This window comes from Leifsonia sp. GW821-FHT13C09, assembly GCF_058806435.1.
Genome location: NZ_JBXAPS010000004.1, coordinates 160003 through 182962, shown reverse-complemented (window position 1 = coordinate 182962; position 22960 = coordinate 160003). Strand labels below are relative to the sequence as shown.

Below are 22960 nucleotides of genomic sequence, written 5' to 3'. Positions count from 1 at the left end.
GTAGCGTGTCACCGGAACGGAATGCCCGCAGTGGGTCATTCGAATACTGCGGGAAGAGGATCGCGAATGGGCATGGCGCGGTGACAGGGGCCGGCACGGTGACCGGGAATGGCGCACGACCGACCTGGCACGAGGCCCGGGCCATCGCCGCGGCGGCGGGGACCGCGCTCCCGCCCGAGAGCGTCGCACTGCACGACGCCGTCGGGCGACGCCTGGCGGCGGACCTCGTGACGCCGATCGACCTGCCGCACTTCGCGTCGGCGGCGATGGACGGCTGGGTGGTCGCCGGCGACGGCCCGTGGACGCTGGTGGCCGGCTCCCCCGGGCGCGGTGAGGCGAGCCCGGTCGTCACCGGGGCGCTCGTGCCGCCCGACGCCTTCGCCGTGCTGCGCAGCGAGAGCGGCGAGGTCGACGGCGGCATGCTGCGCTCGACCGTCGCGGGCGAGCCGCGCGCGGGCCACCACATCCGGCGGCCGGGCACGGAGGCGTTGCGCGGGGAGCGACTGATCGCCGCGGGGTTCCGCCTCAACCCGGCGCACATCGCACTGGCAGCGGCGACCGGGGCCGACGAGCTGCCGGTGGTGGCGCTCCCCCCGGTCGGGCTCGTCTTCACGGGCGACGAGGTGGTGACCTCCGGGGTGCCCGCGCCGGGGCGTGTGCGGGACAGCTTCGGCGTGCAACTCCCCGCGCTGGTCGGGATGCTCGGCGGCCGGGTGACGAGCACGGCGCGCGTGCCCGACCGCCTCGAGGACACGGTGGCCGCGCTGCGCGACGCGGATGCGGCGCTGATCGTCACGACGGGCGGGACCGGGGCGTCGTCGGCCGACCACCTCCGCGACGCACTGCGTGCGCTGGGGGCGCGCCTCCTCGTCGACGGGGTGGCGATGCGTCCGGGCGGCCCGACGCGGATCGCGGAGCTTCCGGACGGCCGGCTCGTCGCCGCGCTGCCGGGGAATCCGCTCGCGGCCATGGTGTCCGCGATCACGCTCGTGGAGCCGCTGCTCGCCGGCCTCGCGGGACGGCCTCCCGAGCCGGTGCGGACGGTGCGCGGCGCGGAGATCGACGGGCGTGCCGGGTCGACGGTGCTGGTGCCGTACGCGGAGACGCACGGGCGCGCGGAGGTCGCCGCATGGCGCGGGGCGGCGATGATGCGCGGGCTCGCGGGCGCGACGGGGATCCTCGTGGTGCCGCCGGAGGGCGTGCGGAACGGCGAGGACGCGGAGAGCGTGCGCGTTCCGTGGGGCGGGCTGGGCTGAGCGGTTCGTCCGCCGGAATCACCACGCACCCCCCTCTCTGTTCTCCAAGCTGGGATACGGTGGCAGTCGCCGGAAGGAGAGCAGATGGACGAGCCGATCGGAACCGCCCGCATGGACAGCACCGAGCCCGACACCACCGAACTCGAGGCCGGGGGGCTCGAAACTGAGGAGACGGAGGCCCCGGAGACGGGGATCACCTACGACGAACAGCTCTACCCGGCGCGGCCGCGCCGGCTGCGGCCACGCGCCAACCTGCGCGGCGGCTCGATCCGGCGCACGGTCTCCGACCCGCGTGCCGCGAACGGCCTGAACCCGGCCTACGTGCAGTGGCTGGTCCGCCAGTCGATGCTGAAGGACGCCGACGTGCTCAGCCGTCAGCTCTCCGGCTCGCCCAGCATGTGGCGCAACCCGTACGCGCGGCCCGACGCCCGGCGCGCGGTGTCGACCTCCGACGTCTGGTTCACGGCGTACCCGATCTCGCTCATCACCCGCAGGGACCAGAGCTTCCTCGCGGCCCTCGCGGACCCGGAGCTGTGGAGCGTGTTCGAGCGCATCGGCATCAACGGCGTGCACACCGGTCCGGTGAAGCGCGCCGGCGGCATCCGGGGCTGGCAGGAGACCCCGAGCGTCGACGGGCACTTCGACCGGATCGGCACCCAGATCGACCCGATCTTCGGCGACGAGGAGACGTTCCAGCGGATGACGGACGTCGCGGAGGAGCACGGCGGCGTCGTCATCGACGACATCGTGCCGGGCCACACCGGCAAGGGCGCCGACTTCCGCCTGGCCGAGATGGCCTACAAGGACTACCCCGGCATCTACCACATGGTCGAGATCCCGCCGGAGGAATGGCACCTGCTGCCGGAGGTCCCGGAGCATCGCGACTCCGTGAACCTCGACGCGGCGACGGAGGCGTCCCTCGCCGAGCGCGGCTACATCATCGGCGAGCTGCAGCGCGTCATCTTCTACGCGCCCGGTGTCAAGGAGACCAACTGGAGCGTCACCGCCCCTGTGGTCGGCGTCGACGGCGTCACCCGGCGCTGGGTCTACCTGCACTACTTCAAGGAGGGCCAGCCGTCGGTCAACTGGCTCGACCCGACGTTCTCCGGGATGCGGCTGGTCATCGGCGACGCCCTGCACTCGCTCGGCGACCTCGGCACCAGCGCGCTGCGACTCGACGCGAACGGGTTCCTCGGCGTCGAGAAGAGCGCGGAGGGACTGCCGGCCTGGTCGGAGGGCCACCCGCTCTCGCACGCGGCCAACCATGTCATCGCGGGCATGGTCCGCAAGGTCGGCGGGTTCACCTTCCAGGAGCTCAACCTGACGGTCGAGGACATCCGGGACACCGGTGCGGTCGGCGCGGACCTGTCCTACGACTTCATCAACCGGCCCGCGTACCACCACGCGCTCGCGACGGGCGACACCGAGTTCCTGCGCCTGACGCTGCGCACCTCGCTGGAGCTCGGGGTGGAGCCGGCGAGCCTGGTGCACGGCCTCCAGAACCACGACGAGCTGACCTACGAGCTGGTGCACTGGGCCACGCTGCACAAGAACGACCTGTACCCGTTCCGGTACGAGGAGATGCCAGGCGGCGAGCTGGCCGAGCTGATCCGCTCGGAGCTGATCGAGAAGCTGACCGCCCCCACCGCCGACTACAACCTCGTGTTCACGACGAACGGGATCGCCTGCACCACGGCCTCCCTCATCGCCGCGACGCAGGGCCACGCGACGCTCGACTCCATCACGGAGGCGGACATTCCGGCGATCCGTGACGCCCACCTGCTGCTGGCGGCGTTCAACGCCTGGCAGCCGGGCGTCTTCGCGCTGTCGGGCTGGGACCTGCTCGGCGCGCTCACGCTCCCCCGCGAGCAGGTCGCGGATCTGATCGCCGACGGCGACACCCGCTGGATCGAGCGCGGCGCCCACGACCTGCTCGGCATCGCGCCGGAGGAGGAGCGCTCGGCGTCCGGGATGCCGCGGGCGCGCTCGCTGTACGGCACGCTGCCCGAGCAGCTCGCCCGCCCGGACTCCTTCGCCAGCGGGCTGCGCGACCTCCTGCGCATCCGCTCCCGCTACGGGATCGCGACAGCACGCCAGGTCGACGTGCCCGATGTCGCGCACCCGGGGATGCTCGTGCTGGTGCATGAGCTGGAGTCGCTGGACGAGCAGGGCCTCCCGATCGTGCAGCTGTCGGTGCTGAACATGAGCGCCGAGGCGGTCGACGGCACCGTCCGCTCTGACGCGCTGCCGCTCGGGGCGACCGTCATCGACGCGGGGGACGACAGCGAGGTGGCCACGGTCGACAACCTGAGCAGCTTCCCGCTGAGCATCGGGCCGTACGGGGTGCGATTCCTCGTGCTGCGGCGTCCGGAGGCGTGAGGCGATTCGTGCCGAATGTCGAGAAACCGCGCGGCTGAGCGCACATTCGGCACGAATGTCCGGGGCGATGTGATTTAATCTGCGTATGCATGCAGATAAGGCGATATGCGGACGATTGCCCGACAGCCAGTTCGTCGAGCTGGCAGTGGAGGTGTTCGGGATGCTGGCCGACCCGACCCGGGTTCGGATCATTCTCGCCCTCCGCGACGCCGGTGAGTTGTCGGTGAACCACCTCGCGGACATCCTCGACAAGCAGCCCGCGGCGGTCTCCCAGCACCTCGCGAAGCTGCGGCTCGCCCGGATCGTCGCGACCCGGCAGGACGGCCAGCGGGTGTTCTACCGGCTCGAGAACGAGCACGCGAGCCGGCTGGTCACCGACGCGATCTTCCAGGCCGAGCACTCGCTCGGCGGGACGCCGCGGCACCACCACGCGGAGGCGGCCTCGGCGGAGACGCCCACTGAGGAGGCCTCGGCATGAGCAGCGGCACGCAGGCGGGGCACGGGCACCCGCACGAGCATGAGGACGAGCACGGCCATGACCACGGGCACGGCCACACCCACGACCACGGCGACGAGCACGAGCATGGCCATGACCACTCGCACGAGCACGGCCATGACCACCACCACCCGACCGGGTTCAAGGGCTTCCTCCACGGCCTGTTCGTCCCGCACTCGCATGACGCCGCCGACTCCATCGACGACGCGCTCGAGGCCAGCACCGAGGGCGTCCGCGCGCTGAAGATCAGCCTGTTCGTCCTCCTCGGCACCACGCTGCTGCAGGCGATCATCGTCGCGTTCAGCGGGTCGGTCGCCCTGCTCGCCGACACCGTCCACAACTTCTCCGACGCGCTGACCGCCGTGCCGCTCTGGGTCGCCTTCGTGCTCGGCCGGAGGGTCGCCTCCCGGCGCTACACGTACGGGTACGGCCGCGCCGAGGACCTCGCCGGCCTGTTCATCATCGCCGTCGTCGCGCTGTCCGCGATCGTGGCCGCCTGGCAGTCCATCGACCGGTTCTTCCACCCGCACCCGCTGGAGAACCTCGGCTGGGTGGTCGTCGCCGGCCTGATCGGCTTCGCCGGCAACGAGGCGGTCGCGATCTACCGCATCCGCGTCGGGCAGCGGATCGGCTCCGCCGCGCTCGTCGCGGACGGCGTGCACGCGCGCATCGACGGCTTCACCTCGCTCGCCGTGGTGATCGGCGCGATCGGCGTCATGCTCGGCTTCCCGCTCGCCGACCCGATCGTCGGCCTCCTCATCTCCGCCGCGATCATCGTGCTGCTGTGGGGCACGGTCCGCAGCATCGGCCGCCGCCTCCTCGACGGCATCGAGCCGGAGCTCGTCGGCCGCCTCGAGCACGCGCTGGAGGACACGCCGGGCGTCGCAGCCGTACCGCGCGTCCAGCTGCGCTGGGTCGGGCACCGGCTGCACGGCAGCGCGCGGCTGACCGTGGATGCAGCGACTCTCGCCGACGCCCAGCGCATCACCGCGGCCGCCCGCGCGCACGCGACGGCGCACCTCCGGAACCTCGACGAGCTGAGCCTCGAACTCGTCCCCGCGGCGGAGGCGACACGGTGACCGACGCGCAGCTCGACCTCTCGACCCGCCGCCGACTCATCCGGTTCGGCATCGGGCTGGAGGCCGTCACGCTCGGCTGGAACATCGTCGGCGTGATCGTGCTCGCCGTCCTGGCGTACACCAGCGCCTCGGTGGCGCTGCTCGGCTTCGGCCTGGACAGCCTCATCGAGATCTTCGCCAGCGTCGTCGTCATCTGGGAGCTGACGGGCGTCGGCGAACGTCGCCAGCGGCTCGCGCTGCGGCTGATCGGCGTCGCGTTCGTCCTGCTGGCCGCCTACCTGCTCGTCCAAGCGGTCGTCGCGCTGATCGCCGGCCACCGCGCGGCCCCGACGCCGGGAGGCGCGGGCTGGACGGCCGTGACGGCGCTCGTGATGTTCGCCCTCGCCTTCGGCAAGGCCCGCACAGGCCGCCGGCTCGGCAACCCCGTGCTGATCACGGAGGGGCGGGTGACCCTGGTCGACGGCATCCTCGCGACCGCCGTCCTGGTCGGCATCGTGCTCGACGGCCTGCTCGGCTGGTGGTGGGCGGACCCGGTGGCGGGACTCGTGATCGTCGGGTACGCGGTGCGCGAGGCCGTGGAGATCTTCCGGGGCGGGGAAGACCACCCGGCCGAGTAGGGCCGCCGCTGGAGCGACCCGCTCAACCGGGCGGGCGGTTCAGCGGACGATCTTGAAGTTGAACGTCGCCGTGCCGAGGGCGCCCATGAGGCGCAGCCAGATCGGGAGGAGCATCTCCGTCCCCCGGGCCGCCGTGATGTCGCCGAGGTCGATGATGTCGGTGTGGCCGAACTCGCGCAGCAGAGCGGTCGTGACCGCCTTGGCGTCGGCGTCGTTCCCGGCGATGAAGAGGGTTCCGGGGTCGCTCAGCGCCGACGGGTCGGCCATCAGCCCGGCGTTGAGGGTGTTGAGCGCCTTGACGATGCGCGCGTCGGGGTAGGCGCGCTGGAGCTGCTCGGCCAGCGAGTCGGTGTCCTTGACGAAGAGCGTCGGAGGCATCCCCTTGCTGAAGTCCAGCGGGTTGGCGATGTCGACGATCACCTTCCCGGCGAGGTTCGCGGCGCCGGCGAGGGCGAGGACGTCGAGGGAGGCCCCGCCGTTGGTGGCGTTGAGGATCGTCTCGGCGCTCGCCGCCGCCTCGGCGAAGGTGGCGACATCGACACCGGGGTGCTGCTGGGCCCACGCCGCGAAGCTCTCGCCGCTCATCCGGTCGGCCTCGGTGCGGGCGAGGGTCGCTCCCGGGTCGCGGGTGCCGATCGTGACGGCGTGGCCGAGCTCGTTGAGCCGGGCGGCGAGCGTGCGGCCGACGACTCCGGTTCCGAATACGGCGATGTTCACAGAGGTCTCCTGAGGGTGTTGGGAGCCGGCTCGTGGCCGGCGTTCGTATGTGACGGATCGTTCACATACAGATTGTGACGGATCGTTCCGTCTGTCAAACTGGATGCGGACATTCTCAGAACGAAGGGATGGTGGAGCCGTGGCACGCCGCACCGCAGAGGAGAACCGCCAGGCCGTGCTCGGGATCGCCACACGGCTCTTCTACGAGCGCGGCATCCGCGCGGTCGGAATGGACACGGTCATCCGCGAGGCCGACATGGGCAACGCGACCGTCTACCGCGCGTTCCCGAGCAAGGACGCCCTGGCCACCGCCTACGTGCAAGGCTGCGCCGACGCGTGGTTCGACAGGATGAACCGCGCGATGGAGTCGGCCGCCGGCCCCCGGGAGAAGCTCGCCGCGGTCTTCGAGGCGCTCGCGGAGGAGACCAGCGGCACCGGTTACCGGGGCTGCCCGATGCTGAACACGAGCACCGAATTCCCGGAGGGCGACCACCCGGCCCACCTGGTGTCGGTCCGGCACAAGCAGAGCGTCAGGGACCTCTTCCACGCGCTGGCCGGCGACGCCGGGATTGCCGACCCGGACCGGCTCGCCGACGACCTGCTGATCGTCCTCAACGGCGCCTACGCCACGGCAGCGGTGCTGGACGGCCCCGGCTACGGTGCGCGAGCCGCCGCGCTCGCGCGGAGGCTCATCGACGCGGCCTGATCCGCGGGCCTTTCGGCCCTCCACCACGCGCGCACGACGAACGAGGCTCGACGCATGACCATCGGAGGAGTCATGCCGCGCTGGACCCGGATCACCCTGAGCATCCTCACCGCCCTCGTCGGGCTGACCGCGATCGCCGGCGGAGCCGCCCTGATCTTCGGGGCGGTCACCTCGTCGACGCTCGGCGGGGCCGTCCCCGGCCGGTCGTTCCTCGACGGAAGTCCGTTCTCGTCGTACCTGGCCCCCGGCCTGGTGCTGGCCGTCGTCGTCGGCGGGACCCAGCTGCTGGCCGCCGTACTCGTCGGGCGCGGCGCACGGTCGGGGCCGTTCGCCGCGGCCGTCGCCGGGTTCGGCCTCCTGATCTGGATCTTCGTGCAGATGATGTTCATCCCGTTCAGCCTGCTCCAGGCCGCCTACTTCGCTGCCGGCCTGGCGGAGCTCGGGCTGGTGCTGGTCGGCCTGGGTCTCCTCCGCCGCGACCGGGTCGCCACACCGTGACCGCGACTCTCCGGTTCCTCGGCGCGACGGACACGGTGACCGGATCGCGGTACCTGGTCGAGTCGCAGGGGCACCGCATCCTGGTCGACTGCGGGCTGTTCCAGGGCTACAAGGTCCTGCGCGAACGCAACTGGCAGCCGTTCCCTGTCGACCCGGCGAGCATCGACGCCGTCGTGGTGACGCACGCCCACCTCGACCACACCGGCTACCTGCCGGCATTGGTCCGCGACGGCTTCCGCGGGCGCGTCCACGCGACGCACGGGACCACCGAGCTGAGCCGGCTGATCCTGCCCGACAGCGGCCGGCTGCTCGAGGAGCAGGCGGAGTTCGCGGGGCGGCACCACAGCTCCAAGCACGACCCGCCGCGCCCGCTCTACACCGAGCAGGACGCCCTCGCCGCGCTGGAGCGCTTCCAGCCGCACTCGTTCGACGAGACGGTGGAGGTCGCGGGCCTCGCCGTACGGTTCGTCCCGGCCGGCCACATCCTCGGCGCCGCCCAGGTGCTGCTGGAGGCCGAGGGCACCCGGCTGCACTTCACCGGGGACCTCGGCCGACCCGACGACACGCTGATGAAGCCGCCGCGCCCCCTGGAGTCGACCGACGTGCTCGTCTGCGAGTCGACCTACGGCGACCGCCTCCACCCGGACACCGATCCGGCCTGGCCGCTCGGGGAGATCGTGCGGAACGTCTGCAGCCGAGGCGGCGTCGTCATCCTGCCGGCGTTCGCGGTCGGCCGTGCCGAGACGCTGCTGCTGCAGCTCAGCCGGCTGCGGGCGCGGCACGCCATCCCGGACGTCCCGGTCTTCCTCAACAGCCCGATGGCCGTCGACGCCGCCGAGATCTACGCACGGCACCCGGAGGAGCACCGCATCCGCCCGGCCGAGTTCGAGGCGATGTACCGGCTGGCGACCCTGGTGCGCACGGTGGACGACTCCAAGCTGCTCAACCTGCGCGGCGGCCCGGCCATCATCATCTCGGCCAGCGGGATGCTCGAGGGCGGCCGGGTGCTGCACCACATCGCCGCGTACGGCTCCGACCCGCACAACGCGATCGTGCTGACCGGCTTCCAGGCCGGCGGCACCCGCGGCGACGCACTGCGCCGCGGCGAGCGCAGCCTCCGGATCTACGGGCGCGACATCCCGATCCGCGCGCAGGTGCACGTGCTGGACATGCTCTCGGCGCACGCGGACGCGCAGCAGATCGTGGACTGGCTGGGCACGGCTCCGACCGCGCCACGGGCGATGTACCTGACGCACGGGGAGCCGCACGCGGCCGACGCGCTGCGCCTCCGGGTGCAGCGGGCGCTGGGGTGGGAGGCGCGGGTGCCGGAGTTCGGGGAGACGGTCAGGCTGACCGCGGGGATCGGGTCGTGAAGCGTGCCGCCCGCCGCGCCACGCGGTGCGGGTACGCCCGCCGCCGCGCCACCGGCGCCCGCGGGGCGCTCAGCCGCGCGTAGTACCAGACCTTCGCGAGTTCCACGAGCACGAGGTACACCAGCACCAGGCCGACCAGCGCGAGGAAGAACAGCGCGGGGAGCGGCGTGAAGCCGAGCAGTCCGGACAGTGGCGAGTACGGCAGCCACGCGCCAACGGCCACGACCGCGAGCACGGAGACCGCGAGAGGAAGGGATGCGCGGCTGCGCAGGAACGGCACGCGCCTCGTCCGGATCACGAACACGATCAGTGTCTGCGTCGCGATCGACTCGATGAACCAGCCGGAGCGGAACTCGGGCGGCGCCGCGGTGAAGACGAACAGCATCAGCCCGAACGTGGCGAAGTCGAAGAGCGAGCTGATCGGGCCGAACAGCAGCATGAAGCGGCGGATGGCGCCGATGTCCCAGTGCGACGGCACCTTCAGCTGCTCCGCGTCCACGTTGTCGCTCGGGATGGCCAGCTGGCTGGAGTCGTAGAGCAGGTTGTTGAGCAGGATCTGCCCGGGCAGCATCGGCAGGAACGGCAGGATGACCGACGCGATCGAGGCGCTGAACATGTTGCCGAAGTTGCTGGAGGTGCCCATCAGCACGTACTTGATGGTGTTCGCGAAGATCCGGCGTCCCTCGGTGACGCCGTCCGCCAGCACGTCCAGGTCTTTGTTCAGCAGCAGCACATCGGCGGCGTCCTTCGCCACGTCCACGGCCGAGTCGACCGAGATGCCGATGTCGGCGCTGTGCAGGGCCAGGGCGTCGTTGACGCCGTCGCCGAGGAAGCCGACCGCGCGTCCCTTCTGCCGCAGGGCACGGATGATGCGCGCCTTCTGTTCGGGCGAGACGCGGGCGAAGACCGTGGCGGCGCGGGCGGACTCCGCCAGCTGTGCGTCGTCGAGGGCGTCGACCGCGTCGCCGCTCAGCGTGCCTGTGGCGGGCATTCCGAGCTCCGCGCAGACGCGCTCGGCTACGACGGCGCTGTCGCCGGTGGCGATCTTCACCCCGACGCCGAGGTCCGCGAGCCGCCGCAGGGAGGCGCGCGCGTCCGGCTTCACCCCGTCCACGAACGCCAGGAAGCCGCGCAGGGTCAGGCCGTTCTCGTCTCCGGGGGTCAGGGCGGTGAGGTCGCCTGCGGCCTTCGTGGCGATGGCGATGACGCGCGAGCCGGCGGCGTAGAGCTGGGACAGCGTCCCGGAGGCCGACGGGTCCACCTCCGCGCACTGCGGTAGGACGGACTCCGGCGCGCCCTTGACGACCACGATCGGGGCGGAGCCCGTCGCGGCGACCAGCGCGCCGGCCATGCGCCGTTCGTGGTCGAACGGCACGGCGTCCAGCCTCCGGTACGCCGAGACCGGGGCCGAGGCCGCCTCTGCGCTCTCCCAGAGGGCGGCGTCGAGCGCGTTCAGTCCGACCGTCTGCGGGGCGGCCGGGTCGGTGTCGGTGGCGAGGAGGCCGAGCAGCAGCACCTCGTCGGCCTCGACGTGGTCCAGCGGCACCGGGCGGTCGAAGACGATCCGGCCGGTCGTCAGCGTCCCGGTCTTGTCCGTGACCAGGAGGTCGAGGTCGCCCAGGTCCTCGATGCAGACCATCCGCTTCACCAGCACGCGCCGGCGGGCGAGGGCGCGCGAGCCGGCGGCGAGGCTGGTGCTGACCACGGCGGGGAGCAACTGCGGGGTGATGCCGACCGCGATGGCGAGCGAGAACAGCAGGGATTCGATGAGCGGCCGGCCGAGCAGCAACGCCGCCACGAAGATCAGTGTCGTCAGGATGATCGCGACCAGCAGCAGGAAAGTCGAGAACTGGCCGAGGCCGCGCTGGAACTCGGTCTGCGGCTGCTGCGTGCCCAGCCCTACGGCGATCCGGCCGAACTCCGTCGTCCCACCGGTCGCGACCACGACGCCGACGCCGCCCCCGGCGTGGACGACGGTGCCCATCAGGGCGCAGCAGCCGAGGTCGCCGACGCCGGCGCCCTCCGTCACCGGGTCGAGCGACTTGGCGGCCGCGTGCGCCTCGCCCGTCACGATGCTCTCATCGCACTCCAGACCGTTCGCCTCAATCAGCCGCAGGTCCGCGGGGACGACCGTGCCCACCGAGAGCACGACGACATCCCCGGGGACGAGGTCGGTGACGTCCACGCTGCGCCGTGCGCCGCCGCGCAGCACGATCGAGGTGTGCCGGAGCCGGTCGTGCAGGGCGTCCGCCGCCTGCTCCGCGCGGAACTCGTTCACGAAGCCCAGCCCGACGCTGACCACGAGGATGACGGCGATGATGACGGCCTCCGTCCCCTGGCCGACGAACGCGGAGATGATCGCGGTCGCGAACAGCAGGATGAGGATCGGGCTGCGCACCTGCCGGCCGAGGACCCGCCACGGGCGGGCACGGTGACCGCGGACGGCGTTCGGTCCGACGCGGGCGAGCCGGGCGGCGGCCTCGGCGTCGCTCAGCCCGGCCGTCGAGGTTCCCTGGCCGGCGAGCACGGTCGCGGCATCCTGGGGCGCCGCGACTCTGACTGGACTCAGCGGCGCGAGGGCGACGACCTCGGCCGTGCCCGGGGCCCCGGTCACTCGGCCTCGCGGTGCGGGCGGGCGATCACGACCGGGACGCGTACGTTCAGCAGCACATCGTGGCCGACGGAGCCGAGCATCACGCGCTTGGCGCCATGGCGATCACGGGTTCCCACGACCAGCATTCTGCTGCCTTCCGCCGCGTCGACCAAGCCCCGGGCCGGCGCCGCCTCGATCGCGTCGGCGCGGACCTCGACCCCCGGCTGCAGTTTCCGCGCGCGCCCGGCGGCCTCATCGAGGACGCGCCGCCTCCGTTCGTCGAGGGTGACTTCGGGCACGAACCCCGCGAGCAGCGGGTTGGCGGTGTAACCGACGCAGACGATCCGCAGCGGCTCGCCGAGCGCCGCGGCCTCGTCCGCCGCGAAGCCGACCGCGGATTCGGCGGGCCGCTTGCCGTCCACGCCGACCACGACACCGGCTCCGGAGCCGTCCCAGCCGTGCGGGACGACGGCGACCGGGCAGGCGGCGGTCGACGCGACGCGGAGATGCAACGAGCCGGCGAAGCCGCGGTCGCGCTCCGAACGCGAGCGGGCGCCCAGCACCAGCAAGTCGGCCTCGCGGGAGGCCGACGTCAGCTCGGCGCCGACGTGGCCGTACAGGTAGCGCGTCCCCACCTCGAGAGCGGGGCGCTGCAGCGGCGCGGGTTCGGGGCCGGTCAGAGCGGGCACCCGGGTCGACGCGGCCTCCGCGATGCGGAGGGCGGCCTCCCGTTCCGTCGCCAGCAGGGACTTCGCCGCCAGGACGAGCAGGTCGCTCGGGCCGTCCGCCTCGTCGCCCCAGGAATGCTGCAGCACGAAGACGAGCTCCAACTGGGAGCCGTCGCGGACCGCGCGTCGCGCCGCCCACTCCAGCGCGGCCCGGTGCTCGGCCCTGCCGTCGACGCCGACCATGATCGTCCCGGCCATCGCATCCTCCAGCCCTCAGTGAATGCGACGAGTCTCGCAAGCCGGGTCGCCGTCCCGCAGTGCCGAAAGTCCCGCAGTGCCGAAAGTCCCGCAGTGCCGAAAGTCCCACGTGACCTTCGGCCTTGCGCACCGCGCCAGGCCCGCGCGAGGGTGGCGGCATGAACGAGACTGCACCGGCCGCCCGCGCGGCCATCGTCTACGAGTCCATGTTCGGCAGCACCCGCCGGGTCGCGGAGGCCATCGCGGAGGGGCTGCGACCGTTCGCGTCGGTGACCGTCGTCAAGGTCAAAGACGCGCCGGAAGCCTTCCCGGACGTCGATGTCCTGCTCGTCGGCGCGCCGACGCACGTGCACTCGCTGAGCCGGCCGTCCACCCGCGTGGAGGCAGCGAAGTGGGGCGACGACCCCGAGCGCCGGCTCGCGCTGGAACCCGACGCCGAGGGCATCGGCGTGCGCGAGTGGCTGGAGACGTGCGGCGAACCGCCCGCGCAGTTCGCCGCGTTCGACACGCGCGCCGATATGACCGAGATCTTCAGCGGATCGGCCGCCGCAGCCATCGACAAGCGCCTGCGCAAGCTCGGATCGCACCGTCTGCTCGCCAAGCACAGCTTCCTGGTCGACAAGAACAGCGCGCTGGAGGCCGGGCAGCTCGACGACGCACGCGAGTGGGGGCGCACGATCGGCGCGGCGCTACGGACGACGGCCGCCGTCTGAAGGCGGCGCAATCCCGACGGCGGCGCAATCCGGAGCGGCTCAGCTCACGATCCGTGGATCACGAGCACCGGGCAGTCCGCGTGCTCGACCACCGAGCGCGACACCGAGCCCAGCAGCAGCCCGGTGAACCCGCCGAGACCGCGGCTGCCCACGATCAGCATCTCCGCGTCCTCCGCCTCCGCGATCAGCTGGCGCGCGGCCGACCCGGACCGGATGACGGTCGAGTACCAGGACGGCAGCGTGTCGCCGAAGACCTCGTGGGACGCCTCCTCGGCGATGGTGTGCGCGTCGCGCTCCGGATCCCAGCCGCCCATGACGTAGCCGGGCCAGGACGGCGGATACTCCCACACCGTCACGCCGACCAGGGTGCAGCCCAGGCGCTCGGCCATCCGGGCGCCGCGGCGCAGCGCGGACAGCGACTCCGCCGAGCCGTCGAGCCCGACGACGATGCGGCCGCCGGGGTGGATACGGTCCTCGGACTCATCGGCGCGGGGTGCGTCGCTCATGGTGCTTCCTTCCGTGCGCGGATCACCAGCGCTCGGGCTCCGGCTCGCGCCGGAACCGCCGGCCGGACATCGAATCGATGTCGATGTGAACGTAGCGGTACTTGAGGGTCGGAATCCAGGGCTGAAGCGGCGTCTTGTCCGCCTCGTCGATCTCGGCCTGATGTTCGAGCTGCCTGGCTCGGCCGTGGACGATGACGCTCCAGGCCTCGTCCTCGGTCCAGCCGTCGGTCTCGAACGCCACCGTGTCGTGCACGGTCAGCTCCAGCAGCTTGGTGCCGGGGGCGGTCCTGATCAGGATGCTCGACCCGTCGGAGTAGAAGTTGACCGGGTAGATGTCGGGCTCCCCGGCCACCGCGGTCGCCAGCCGTCCGACGGTCGCGCCCTTCAAGGCCTCCCGGCACTCGTCGCGGTCCATCACGTGGACGGGGTCATCCGATGACATGGCTCTCTCCTTCCGCCTTCTGCTGCTCCACCCGGACCGCGGCGGTCGGGGCGTGCACCACGATCGTCGGCGAGGACAGGTTGAGCAGCACGTCGTACGCGACAGCGCCGAGGCTGCCGAGCTGCGCGTGGGCCCGGCGCGAATCCCCGATCACGAGGAGCTCCGCGCTGCGGGCCAGTTCGTTGAGCGCCGCACCAGCCGGCCGGCGCACCACGCGGCTGCGGATGACGATGCCGGGCTGCCGCGCCCGCGCCCGGGCGACGGCCGCCGCGAGGAAGCCCCGAGCCTCGTCGTCACGGCGGAGCTGCCAGTCGCGGCGCTCGTCGGGGTCATCCGGATCGAACGGGATGTGCGCGTCCGACGAGCGGACGGTCATCAGCTCGCAGTGGTGATCGCAGGCCAGGTCCGCTGCCAGGTCGACCGCGGCCTCCCCCGCCGGGGTGTCGTCCACGCCGACGATCACGCCGCGCCGCATCCGGGAGGCTGCCTCCGGGATGATCGCGACCGGACCCGTGGCGAGGTTCGCGAGCTGGAGGCTGCGCGAGCCGAACGCGCGCCCGTAGTGGAAGCCGGTCTTGTGGGTGCCGACGGCGATCATCGTCCCCTCGTCGCTGTACGAGGCGAGCTCTGCCATCGGGCTGCCGGTCCGGACCTCGCCGTGGATCGGCACGTTCGCCCCGAGCGACCCCGCGTAGGCGAGCTCCTCGGCCAGCCGCTTCTCCGCGTCCTGGTCGACCTCGTCGATGAGCAGCGAGCCCACGGCGCCCCACTCGTCGTCGGCGACATGGACCAGGGTCACCCCGACTCCACGCTCCCGTGCCCCCGCGACTGCCCAGCGGATCGCTGCCCGGGCGGGCACCGAGCCGTCGACGCCGACGATGTACCTGCGGATCTCCATGAGGGCACCTCCATCTGCAGTCTCTTCACCGCGCCGGACGACCCGAAGGGCCTTAGGTCCCGTGGGACCTTCGACCCGCCCCGGCGCGCAGTGGCGGCGCTTGACTCGGTGACGGAACGGGGAGGCGGGAGATGCCGATCATGCGAGCGTGGCGCACCACGGGAACCAGCGGCGGCCTCGAAGCGGTCGAGGCGACGGTGCCGGAGCCCGCAGCGGACGAGGTGCTGGTCGAGGTGCAGGTGTGCGGGATCTGCCGCACCGACCTCCACGTGATCGACCACGAGATCCCGGTGCACCGCACGCGCGTGACGCCGGGCCACCAGGCGATCGGGACGGTGGTCGACGTCGGCGAGGCCGTGACGTCGCTGGCCCAGGGCGCCCGCGTCGGCGTCGCCTGGCTGCGGCGCACCTGCGGCGAGTGCGCCTTCTGCCGCCGGGGAGCGGAGAACCTGTGCCCGAACTCGGAGTACACCGGCTGGGACGCGGATGGCGGCTTCGCCGAGTACCTGGTCGCGCCCGCCGCGTACGTCTATCCGATCGCGGCTGACGCCGACGCGCTGGAGACGGCGCCACTGCTGTGCGCCGGGATCATCGGCTACCGCGCTCTGCAGCGGGCGCAGCTTCGTCCGGGCGGGAACCTCGGCATCTACGGGTTCGGGTCGAGCGCGCACGTGACCGCGCAGCTCGCGATGGCGGGCGGCGCACGGGTGTTCGCGATGACGCGCGGCGTGCAGAACCGCCAGCTCGCCCGAGAGCTCGGCGTCGACTTCGTCGGCGAGGAGGACGAGGAGCCGCCCGAGGCGCTCGACTCGGCGATCGTCTTCGCGCCGGCGGGCGGCCTCGTCCCGGTCGCGCTGCGGGCGACCGCGAGCGGCGGCACCGTGGTGCTCGCAGGCATCGCGATGTCCGACCTGCCGCCACTGTCGTACACCGAGTCCCTGTTCCGCGAGCGGGACCTCCGCACCGTCACCGCGAACACCCGGGAGGACGGCGCGCGCTTCCTCGCTCTCGCGCGGAACCTCCGGCTGCGGCCGACGGTGACGGCGGTGCCGTTCGACGGGCTGGGCGACGCGATCGATGACCTGCGACGCGGCAGAACCGGCGGCTCGCTGGTGCTGCGCGTCGCCTCCTAGAAGGGTGAGGACGATGACGGACCGGACGGTGGTCTGCTGGGACGGCTCCACGGCAGCGGAGGCGGCGCTCGCCTGGGCGCTCCGCCGCGCCCGTGCCGAGAACTCGACGATCGAGCTCTTCGACGTCGTCGACACGGGCATCTACCTGGGCGACGACGCCGCCCTGGACCGGGCGACCGCGCAGGAGCAGGACCGGCTCGACGCCCGGGTGGAGGAGCTCGCGGCATCGCATCCCGGGGTGGTGTCCCGCGCTGAGCTGCTGGTCGGCGATCCGCTGGAGCTGCTGACCGGCCAGACCCGGGCCGACACCCTCGTCGTGGTCGGCACCCGTCACCGGATCGGGCCGCGTGTCCGCTACGGCTGGTCGCTCGGATCGCGGCTCGCCACCGCTGCGGCAGGCCCGGTGGCCGTGGTCCCGGTCGAGGAGGCGGAGGCCGTGGAGGCGCGGACGGGCGTCGTCGTGGGAGTGGACGGCTCCGAGGTCGGCCGGCTCGCCCTGGAGTTCGCGGCCCGCGAGGCCGAGGACCTGCGGCAGCCGCTGACCGTCGTGCACTGCTGGGTGGCGCCGCTGTCCGAGCAGCCGCTGATCGTCCCCGACGACGAGTTCGTCACCTCGCAGCAGAGCGAACGGCAGGACCTGCTCGACGACCATGTGCGCACGGTCGGCGCGCTGCACCCCGAGGTGGCCGTGCACTCCGTCCTGCTCCGGCAGAACCCGATCTCGGGTCTGCGGGTGGAGTCCGAGCGCGCGTTGATGCTCGTCGTCGGCAGCAGGCGGCTGACGGGCTGGAAGCGCACTTGGCTGGGCTCGGTCTCCCACGGCCTCGTCCTCGATCTCGCCGCCCCCACCGTGGTGGTCGGCCAGGATACGCAGGTGTACGCGACGCCGCCGGAGGCTACACTCAGCGCGTGAGGGCACGCGCCGCTCCCGGCTCGCGGCCCGCTACCCGCAGTCCGCAGCCGAGAGGAGGCCGCCATCCCGAGCGATGAGCCGATCACGTTCCCCGACGCGCCCCGGGCCGAGTTGGACCGCGCCCTCGGCGAGCTGGTGGAGCAGGCGCGGAAGGTGCTGGACACCCAGGGCCGGCTGCGCGCGCTCGTCCGCGCGAACCGGGCGGTGGTGTCGCACCTGGAGCTGCCGGTGGTGCTGCGGACGATCATCGAGGCGGCCGTCGAGCTGGTCGGCGCGCGGTACGGCGCGCTCGGGGTGATCGCCGAGGGCGGCGGACTGGAGCAGTTCATCCACGTCGGGATGTCGGACGACGTGGTGACCCGGATCGGGCACCTGCCCGAAGGCCACGGCCTCCTCGGCGCCCTCATCGACGATCCCCGCCCGATCCGCCTCGACTCGATCGCCGACGACCCGCGTTCCTCCGGATTCCCGGCTGGCCACCCGCCGATGACGGCGTTCCTCGGCGTCCCGATCGCCGTCCGCGACTCCGTGTACGGCAACCTCTACCTGACCGACCCGGTCGCCGGCGGATTCACCGAGGACGACGAACAGCTGGTGAAGGCGCTGGCCGCCAACGCGGGCTTCGCGATCGACAACGCCCGGCTGTACGCCGAGACCGTCGCGCGCCAGGCCTGGAGCGCGTCGGCCGCGGAGATGACGGCCAGCATCCTCGGGAGCGACACCGCTGAGGCGCACGAGGAGTTCGCGGCCCGTTGTGCCGCCCTCCTCGGGGCGCGGTCTGCCGTCGTGCTGGGCGCCGCCGAGCCCGGTGACCCCTCGCCGGTGCTCGCGCGGAGCGACGGACCGGTCGGCGACGCGGGCCTGATTCTCTACAACGACCGAGTCCTGAGCGCGCTCGAGGGCGAGCAGCCGACCCGGCTGGACGAGTTGAGCGGCTACGCGCTCGCCGACGACTGGGAGCCTGGTCCCGCGCTGGTGGTGCCTTTCGACGGGAAGACCGGGCAGCCCGAGGTGCTGATCGCCGTCCGCGAGAGCGGAGCGCCGCCGTTCACCGCGTTCGAGCTCGAGCGGGCCGTCACGTTCTCGCGCCAGGCCGCCCTCGCGATGGAGCTCGCGGAAGCGCGCACCGACCGCGAGCGCGTCGTGCTGCTGGAGGACCGCGCGCGCATCGCCCGCGACCTGCACGACCACGTCATTCAGCAGCTCTTCGGCGCTGGGCTCGAACTCCAGAGCGTGCAGTCGGCGCTCGGCCCCGGCCTGCTGGCCGACCGCATCGAAGGCACCGTGAAGTCGCTGGACGACGCGATCGCACAGATCCGCACCGCGATCTTCTCCCTGTCGCATCAGCAGGGACCGGCGGAGAGCCTCCGGCACCGGCTGCTCGACATCGTGCAGGAGGTCGGCGAGGCCCTCCCGCGGCCGGCCACGGTCTCCTTCTCCGGCCCGGTCGACCTGGTCGCGGACGCCGCGCTCGCCGACGACGTCGCGGCGTTCGTCCGGGAGGGCCTCACCAACGTGGTGCGGCATGCGGGCGCCGACACCGCCACGGTCGAGGTCGTGGCGTCGGCGGACGAGATCACCGTCGACGTGGCGGACGACGGCGCCGGGATCGGCGAGACGAGCAGGCGCAGCGGACTGGCCAATCTGTCCGAGCGCGCCGGACGCCGCGACGGCGTGCTCGATGTCGAGTCGACCCCGGAGGGGACCCGGTTGCGGCTCCGCCTCCCAGTGCCCGTCGAGAGGACTCGATGAGCGCGCCTCCGATCCGCGTCTTCCTCGCCGACGACCACGAGGTCGTCCGCCGCGGCGTGGCCGCCCTCATCGACGGGCAGGACGACATGGAGGTCGTGGGCGAAGCGGCGACGGCCGCTCAGGCACGGGCGAGGATCCTCGCCGTCCGGCCCGACCTGGCGGTGCTGGACGTGCGGCTTCCCGACGGCAGCGGCATCGATGTCTGCCGGGCCGTCAAGCAGGCCGAGCCGGGCATCCGCTGCCTGATGCTCACCGCGTACGACGACGAGGACGCGCTGCGCAGCGCGATCATCGCGGGAGCGGACGGCTACGTGGTCAAGGACATCCGCGCGAGCACCCTGCTGGACGACATCCGCGCCGCGCACCGCGGCAAGCGCCTCATCGACCCGCGCGTCGCCGAGCGCGTCTCGGCGACCCTGCGCGAGCCCGCCGACGACCCGCGCTTCTCATCGCTGGGCCTCCGGGAGCGGCAGGTGCTCGCGCTCATCGCCGACGGACGGACCAACCGGCAGATCGCGGAACGGCTGGGCCTGGCCGAGAAGACCGTGAAGAACTACGTGAGCTCCTTGCTGGCCAAGCTCGGCCTGGAGCGGCGAACGCAGGCCGCGGTGCTCCATCTCGAGCACCGCGGCCGCGCCTGACCGGACTCGGGCTCCGGTCAGCCCCCTCGTCCCCCGCTTCTTGCCCGGGTCTCAGATCACCGACCAGCCCGCGTCGGACGGGAGGACGGCGCCGTTGACGTTCGACGAGTCGTCGCTGAGCAGCCAGGTGATCGCCGCCGCCAGCGCCTCCGCCGTCGCCGGCTGCGGCACGTTGGTCTGCATGTACGGCGCCATCCGCTCGCCAGCGAACGCCGAGCGGAACTCCGCCTGGATGTTCGTCAACGTCGCGCCGGGAGCGACCGCGTTGCAGCGGATCCCCTTCGGCCCGTAGAAGAACGCCGTGCTCCGGGTCAGTCCGTTCACGGCGTGCTTGGACGCGGTGTAGGCGGCGCCGGCCGCCGATCCGCGGAGCGCCGCCTCGGAGGAGACGTTGACGATGGTCCCCGCGCCGCGCTCCAGCATCCCGGGCAGCACGGCACGGGTGAGACGCATCACCGCGGTCAGGTTCACCCTCAGCACCCGGTCCCAGACGGCGTCCTCCACCTCGGCAGGCGGGAGGAAGTCGTCCATGATCCCCGCGACGTTCGCCAGCGAGGTGACCCGGCCGTCCGCGACCTGCATCACATCCGCCACGACGTCCTCGTCGCTCACGTCGCCGGTGAAGGTCAGGAGGCGGTCCGAGCCGAACTCCTCGGCGAGCGCCGCCAGCCGCGGCTCGCTGATGTCCGTGGCGACGACGGTCGCGCCCTCGGCCAGCAGGCGGACCGCGGTGGCCCGGCCGATGCCGGAGCCCGCGCCGGTCACGATGACGCGGGCGTCGGCGAACCGGCCCTCCACGATGTGCGTCGACATCTCGCGCCCGCCTGTCAGGCTTTGGACCCGGCGGTGATCGGGACCTTCGTCGGCGCCGGCAACGGCGCGAACGGCACGTCGATCTTCAGCACGCCCTTCTCGAAGGTCGCGGCGATCTTCGACTGGTCGGTCTGCTGCGGGAGCATGATGCGCCGGTAGAAGCTCTGGCTGGACTCCCGGATGACGTACTTCTTGTCTTTGTCCTCCTCCTTCTCGTGCTTCTCGGCCTGGATCACGAGCGCGCCCTCGTCGATGTCGACGGAGACGTCGCCGTCGTCGAAGTCCGGGAGGTGGACCTCGACCACCATCTCCTTGTCGTCCTTCGTGTAGATGTCGGTGGTCGGCAGCATCGTGCGCCGCGTCCCGAGCATCCCGTCCTCGAAGAAGTCCCGCTCCATCCGGCTCAGCTCGGCGAACGGGTCGAAACGGACCAGATTGCGTGCCATGACGGTGTCCTCTCTCGTCGGTGTCCGTAGTTTACGGCGACACCGTATGCCGGCGCGGCGGCGCGGCGGTGGGCCGAAGGTCCCGCGCGACCGGCAGGACCTTCGACTCATCCGCGCGACCGCCCGGGCGCGGACGCTGGGTCCATGAGCATCAGCAGCGCACCCGAATCCGCGACGTCGAGCACGCCCGCCCGCACCTTCAGCGACCTGACGATCCGCCGCGCCGTCGAGTCGGAGCTCGCCTGGACGCCGGATGTGACCGCACCCGCCATCGGGGTGGCCGTCGACGGCGGCGTCGTGACGCTCACCGGGCAGGTCGCCACCCTCCACGAACGCATCGCGGTGGTGGAGGCCGCCCAGCGTGTCGCCGGAGTCCGCACGGTCGCCGACGAGCTGCGGCTGCCCGAGCCGGGCGACGACCCGCAGGGGCGCACGCTCGCCGCGGCGGTCGACGGGATCCTCGCCTGGACCGCGGGAGTGCCGCACGAGGGCATCCACGCCGACGTGCAGGGCCACCGCGTGGTCCTGACCGGCGAGGTCGAATGGGATTCGCAGCGGGTGGCCGCCAAGCGCGCCGTCGAACGACTGCACGGCGTCCACGCGGTCGAGAGCCGCATCGAGCTCACCCGCAGGCCGCAGGCCGACGACGTCGCAGAGGAGATCCGCAACGCGCTGGTGCGCAACGCGATCCTCGACGCCGGCCGCATCGCCGTCAGCGTCGACGGCGACGAGATCACGCTGACCGGCTCCGTCGGCTCCTGGACCGAGCACCAGCAGGCGCTCCGGACAGCGTGGTCGTCGCCGCACGTGCGCCAGGTGCACGACCGGCTGCGGGTGGAGCCGCGGGAGGTCTGACAGCGGGCACACACTGTCCCGCTCTGAGGGGGGTCTTCGACATGAACACGCGAACCACGCACTTTCTCCGGCTCGCCGGCGCTGCCGCGCTGGCCGGCTTCCTCGCGCTGACGCTCGGCGCAGGCTCGGCCGCGTCCCCGGCGCAGCCTTCGGGCGGCGCCGGGCCGCACTTCTACAGCGGCGTCGCCGTTGACGTGTCCGGGCCGGTGAACGGGGACGTGTACGCCGCCGGGCAGAGCGTCACCGTCAGCGGCGACGTCACCGGCGACGTCATCGCCGCGGCGCAGACCATCACGATCAGCGGCCGCGTCGACGGCAACGTCCGGCTCGCCGGGCAGGACGTCACGATCACCGGCCACGTCGCGCGCAGCGGCACGATCTTCGCCTCGAACCTCCTGGTCGACGCCCGGGGGTCCGTCCAGAACGACATCGTCGCGACCGCGACCTCGATCCGCGTCGCGGGGGACGTCGGCAGGGACCTGCTGGTCAGCGTCACCGACCTCCGGATCGACGGGACCGTCGGCGGCGACGTGACCTACGCCAGCACCGCCACAGCGCACATCGCGGACGGCGCGGTCGCCGGCAGCGTGGAGCACGTCCAGACCCAGCAGCCCTCCACGCCCCAGATCTCCCCGTGGGCTGCGGTGCTCGGCTGGTTCCTAGGGCTGGTCTACGCCCTGGTCGCCCTCAGCCTGCTCACCGTCGCCGCGGGGCTGCTCGTCCCCCGCCTGCTGGTGCGCGTCACCGACCGGCTGCTGCCGTCCCCCTGGCGTGCGCTCCTCGTGGGCTTCGTCGCCGCGATCGTCGTGCCGATCGGGCTGCTGTTCCTGCTCGTCACCATCGTGGGCGCGCCGCTCGCGCTCGCCGGACTGCTGATCTGGATCGTGCTGACACTCGCCACCTTCCTGGTCGCCGCGCACTACCTCGGGCGGCTGGTGCTGCGCACGTCCCCGCACCCGGTCCTGCAGTCGTTCGTCGGCGGCCTGATCCTGATCTTCGGACTGCAGATCCCGGTGCTCAACATCCTGGTGTGGCTGGCGATGGTCTTCTTCGGGCTCGGCGCCGAGCTGCTGGAGCTGTACCGGCAGCGGCCCTGGCGGGTCGGCGTCCCCACAGCCCCTGTCGCCCCACCGGCGATGGCGGCCCCGCAGGAGGCGCAGCCGGCCGTGGCGAGCGAGCCGCCGCGGCCGTAGCGGGCGCGGGAGAAG

The 22960-nt window shown here is 72.5% G+C and carries 23 protein-coding genes; 15 read left to right on the top strand and 8 right to left on the bottom strand.

The features are described from left to right. Window positions 1-98: 98 nt before the first annotated feature. From AC1ROW_RS14645 to AC1ROW_RS14625, 5 genes are all read left to right on the top strand, one after another. Window positions 99-1256: a molybdopterin molybdotransferase MoeA gene (locus AC1ROW_RS14645; RefSeq protein ID WP_493019650.1), complete on the top strand. Its 1158-nt coding sequence runs from the start codon at window positions 99-101 to the stop codon at window positions 1254-1256. Window positions 1257-1367: 111 nt separating this feature from the next. Continuing rightward, window positions 1368-3635, top strand: coding sequence for a maltose alpha-D-glucosyltransferase (gene treS, locus AC1ROW_RS14640; RefSeq protein WP_493019839.1), 2268 nt, complete (start codon window positions 1368-1370; stop codon window positions 3633-3635). 85 nt (window positions 3636-3720) lie between these two features. Continuing rightward, a complete protein-coding gene (locus AC1ROW_RS14635) occupies window positions 3721-4113 on the top strand; it encodes an ArsR/SmtB family transcription factor (protein WP_493019649.1) in 393 nt (130 codons plus the stop codon). Further along, a complete protein-coding gene (locus AC1ROW_RS14630) occupies window positions 4110-5210 on the top strand; it encodes a cation diffusion facilitator family transporter (protein ID WP_493019648.1) in 1101 nt (366 codons plus the stop codon). The genes AC1ROW_RS14635 and AC1ROW_RS14630 overlap by 4 nt, the downstream gene beginning before the upstream one ends. After that, window positions 5207-5827 carry a cation efflux transmembrane domain-containing protein gene (locus AC1ROW_RS14625; RefSeq protein ID WP_493019647.1) on the top strand — a complete coding sequence of 207 codons (621 nt, stop codon included), beginning with the start codon at window positions 5207-5209 and terminating at the stop codon, window positions 5825-5827. Before AC1ROW_RS14630 ends, AC1ROW_RS14625 begins: the two co-directional genes overlap by 4 nt. Before the next feature lie 39 nt (window positions 5828-5866). Here AC1ROW_RS14625 and AC1ROW_RS14620 read toward each other — a convergent pair whose 3' ends face one another. Further along, window positions 5867-6544, bottom strand: coding sequence for an NADPH-dependent F420 reductase (locus tag AC1ROW_RS14620; protein ID WP_493019646.1), 678 nt, complete (start codon window positions 6542-6544; stop codon window positions 5867-5869). Window positions 6545-6683: 139 nt separating this feature from the next. On the opposite strand from AC1ROW_RS14620, the gene AC1ROW_RS14615 reads away from it, so the two are divergent. From AC1ROW_RS14615 to AC1ROW_RS14605, 3 genes are read left to right on the top strand one after another with little or no spacing between them, the layout of a single operon-like run. Continuing rightward, a complete protein-coding gene (locus AC1ROW_RS14615) occupies window positions 6684-7250 on the top strand; it encodes a TetR/AcrR family transcriptional regulator (RefSeq protein WP_493019645.1) in 567 nt (188 codons plus the stop codon). Window positions 7251-7304: 54 nt separating this feature from the next. Then, entirely contained in the window at window positions 7305-7748 is a 444-nt protein-coding gene (locus AC1ROW_RS14610) for a hypothetical protein (RefSeq protein WP_493019644.1), read from the top strand. Then, a complete protein-coding gene (locus AC1ROW_RS14605) occupies window positions 7745-9121 on the top strand; it encodes an MBL fold metallo-hydrolase RNA specificity domain-containing protein (protein ID WP_493019643.1) in 1377 nt (458 codons plus the stop codon). Before AC1ROW_RS14610 ends, AC1ROW_RS14605 begins: the two co-directional genes overlap by 4 nt. Here the strand turns inward: AC1ROW_RS14605 and mgtA are convergent. Both mgtA and AC1ROW_RS14595 read right to left on the bottom strand, forming a co-directional pair. Then, window positions 9093-11735, bottom strand: a complete 2643-nt coding sequence (mgtA, locus tag AC1ROW_RS14600; RefSeq protein ID WP_493019642.1) for a magnesium-translocating P-type ATPase — start codon at window positions 11733-11735, stop codon at window positions 9093-9095. The genes AC1ROW_RS14605 and mgtA overlap by 29 nt on opposite strands. Beyond that, a complete protein-coding gene (locus AC1ROW_RS14595) occupies window positions 11732-12640 on the bottom strand; it encodes a universal stress protein (protein ID WP_493019641.1) in 909 nt (302 codons plus the stop codon). Before AC1ROW_RS14595 ends, mgtA begins: the two co-directional genes overlap by 4 nt. A gap of 158 nt (window positions 12641-12798) precedes the next feature. Between AC1ROW_RS14595 and AC1ROW_RS14590 the strand changes: the two genes are divergently transcribed. Then, window positions 12799-13353, top strand: a complete 555-nt coding sequence (locus AC1ROW_RS14590; RefSeq protein ID WP_493019640.1) for a flavodoxin family protein — start codon at window positions 12799-12801, stop codon at window positions 13351-13353. A gap of 44 nt (window positions 13354-13397) precedes the next feature. On the opposite strand, the gene AC1ROW_RS14585 is transcribed toward AC1ROW_RS14590, so the two are convergent. Genes AC1ROW_RS14585 through AC1ROW_RS14575 form a run of 3 tightly spaced genes read right to left on the bottom strand, consistent with a single transcriptional unit; the run spans window position 13398 to window position 15199 of the window. Beyond that, window positions 13398-13859, bottom strand: a complete 462-nt coding sequence (locus AC1ROW_RS14585) for a universal stress protein (RefSeq protein ID WP_493019639.1) — start codon at window positions 13857-13859, stop codon at window positions 13398-13400. Between the two features lie 22 nt (window positions 13860-13881). Next, on the bottom strand, window positions 13882-14301 hold the full coding sequence (locus AC1ROW_RS14580; RefSeq protein ID WP_493019638.1) for a pyridoxamine 5'-phosphate oxidase family protein: 420 nt from the start codon (window positions 14299-14301) through the stop codon (window positions 13882-13884). Continuing rightward, entirely contained in the window at window positions 14288-15199 is a 912-nt protein-coding gene (locus tag AC1ROW_RS14575) for a universal stress protein (protein WP_493019637.1), read from the bottom strand. The genes AC1ROW_RS14580 and AC1ROW_RS14575 overlap by 14 nt, the downstream gene beginning before the upstream one ends. Before the next feature lie 131 nt (window positions 15200-15330). Between AC1ROW_RS14575 and AC1ROW_RS14570 the strand changes: the two genes are divergently transcribed. The 4 genes from AC1ROW_RS14570 to AC1ROW_RS14555 all read left to right on the top strand — a co-directional run bounded on the left by AC1ROW_RS14570 (window position 15331) and on the right by AC1ROW_RS14555 (window position 19638). Continuing rightward, complete coding sequence (locus AC1ROW_RS14570; RefSeq protein WP_493019636.1) at window positions 15331-16332, top strand: zinc-binding alcohol dehydrogenase family protein; 1002 nt, start codon at window positions 15331-15333, stop codon at window positions 16330-16332. Window positions 16333-16345: 13 nt separating this feature from the next. Further along, window positions 16346-17245: a universal stress protein gene (locus AC1ROW_RS14565; RefSeq protein ID WP_493019635.1), complete on the top strand. Its 900-nt coding sequence runs from the start codon at window positions 16346-16348 to the stop codon at window positions 17243-17245. Window positions 17246-17356: 111 nt separating this feature from the next. Further along, a complete protein-coding gene (locus AC1ROW_RS14560) occupies window positions 17357-18997 on the top strand; it encodes a GAF domain-containing sensor histidine kinase (protein ID WP_493019634.1) in 1641 nt (546 codons plus the stop codon). Next, entirely contained in the window at window positions 18994-19638 is a 645-nt protein-coding gene (locus AC1ROW_RS14555; protein WP_493019633.1) for a response regulator, read from the top strand. Before AC1ROW_RS14560 ends, AC1ROW_RS14555 begins: the two co-directional genes overlap by 4 nt. A gap of 51 nt (window positions 19639-19689) precedes the next feature. Here AC1ROW_RS14555 and AC1ROW_RS14550 read toward each other — a convergent pair whose 3' ends face one another. Together AC1ROW_RS14550 and AC1ROW_RS14545 are read right to left on the bottom strand one after the other, a co-directional pair. Beyond that, window positions 19690-20451 (bottom strand): SDR family NAD(P)-dependent oxidoreductase, encoded by a 762-nt coding sequence (locus AC1ROW_RS14550; RefSeq protein WP_493019632.1) that lies wholly within the window; start codon window positions 20449-20451, stop codon window positions 19690-19692. A 14-nt stretch (window positions 20452-20465) separates the two neighbouring features. Beyond that, a complete protein-coding gene (locus tag AC1ROW_RS14545) occupies window positions 20466-20897 on the bottom strand; it encodes an Hsp20/alpha crystallin family protein (protein ID WP_493019631.1) in 432 nt (143 codons plus the stop codon). 144 nt (window positions 20898-21041) lie between these two features. Between AC1ROW_RS14545 and AC1ROW_RS14540 the strand changes: the two genes are divergently transcribed. Then, on the top strand, window positions 21042-21752 hold the full coding sequence (locus AC1ROW_RS14540) for a BON domain-containing protein (RefSeq protein ID WP_493019630.1): 711 nt from the start codon (window positions 21042-21044) through the stop codon (window positions 21750-21752). A 41-nt stretch (window positions 21753-21793) separates the two neighbouring features. Further along, on the top strand, window positions 21794-22945 hold the full coding sequence (locus AC1ROW_RS14535) for a DUF8173 domain-containing protein (protein WP_493019629.1): 1152 nt from the start codon (window positions 21794-21796) through the stop codon (window positions 22943-22945). The last annotated feature ends 15 nt before the right edge of the window (window positions 22946-22960 follow it).

Coding starts and splice junctions, on each gene's coding strand:
- treS (WP_493019839.1), top strand. CDS start 1,368: ATGGACAGCACCGAGCCCGACACCACCGAACTCGAGGCCGGGGGGCTC.
- AC1ROW_RS14635 (WP_493019649.1), top strand. CDS start 3,721: ATGCATGCAGATAAGGCGATATGCGGACGATTGCCCGACAGCCAGTTC.
- AC1ROW_RS14630 (WP_493019648.1), top strand. CDS start 4,110: ATGAGCAGCGGCACGCAGGCGGGGCACGGGCACCCGCACGAGCATGAG.
- AC1ROW_RS14610 (WP_493019644.1), top strand. CDS start 7,305: ATGACCATCGGAGGAGTCATGCCGCGCTGGACCCGGATCACCCTGAGC.
- AC1ROW_RS14595 (WP_493019641.1), bottom strand. CDS start 12,640: ATGGCCGGGACGATCATGGTCGGCGTCGACGGCAGGGCCGAGCACCGG.
- AC1ROW_RS14590 (WP_493019640.1), top strand. CDS start 12,799: ATGAACGAGACTGCACCGGCCGCCCGCGCGGCCATCGTCTACGAGTCC.
- AC1ROW_RS14585 (WP_493019639.1), bottom strand. CDS start 13,859: ATGAGCGACGCACCCCGCGCCGATGAGTCCGAGGACCGTATCCACCCC.
- AC1ROW_RS14580 (WP_493019638.1), bottom strand. CDS start 14,301: ATGTCATCGGATGACCCCGTCCACGTGATGGACCGCGACGAGTGCCGG.
- AC1ROW_RS14575 (WP_493019637.1), bottom strand. CDS start 15,199: ATGGAGATCCGCAGGTACATCGTCGGCGTCGACGGCTCGGTGCCCGCC.
- AC1ROW_RS14570 (WP_493019636.1), top strand. CDS start 15,331: ATGCCGATCATGCGAGCGTGGCGCACCACGGGAACCAGCGGCGGCCTC.
- AC1ROW_RS14565 (WP_493019635.1), top strand. CDS start 16,346: ATGACGGACCGGACGGTGGTCTGCTGGGACGGCTCCACGGCAGCGGAG.
- AC1ROW_RS14555 (WP_493019633.1), top strand. CDS start 18,994: ATGAGCGCGCCTCCGATCCGCGTCTTCCTCGCCGACGACCACGAGGTC.
- AC1ROW_RS14550 (WP_493019632.1), bottom strand. CDS start 20,451: ATGTCGACGCACATCGTGGAGGGCCGGTTCGCCGACGCCCGCGTCATC.
- AC1ROW_RS14545 (WP_493019631.1), bottom strand. CDS start 20,897: ATGGCACGCAATCTGGTCCGTTTCGACCCGTTCGCCGAGCTGAGCCGG.
- AC1ROW_RS14540 (WP_493019630.1), top strand. CDS start 21,042: ATGAGCATCAGCAGCGCACCCGAATCCGCGACGTCGAGCACGCCCGCC.
- AC1ROW_RS14535 (WP_493019629.1), top strand. CDS start 21,794: ATGAACACGCGAACCACGCACTTTCTCCGGCTCGCCGGCGCTGCCGCG.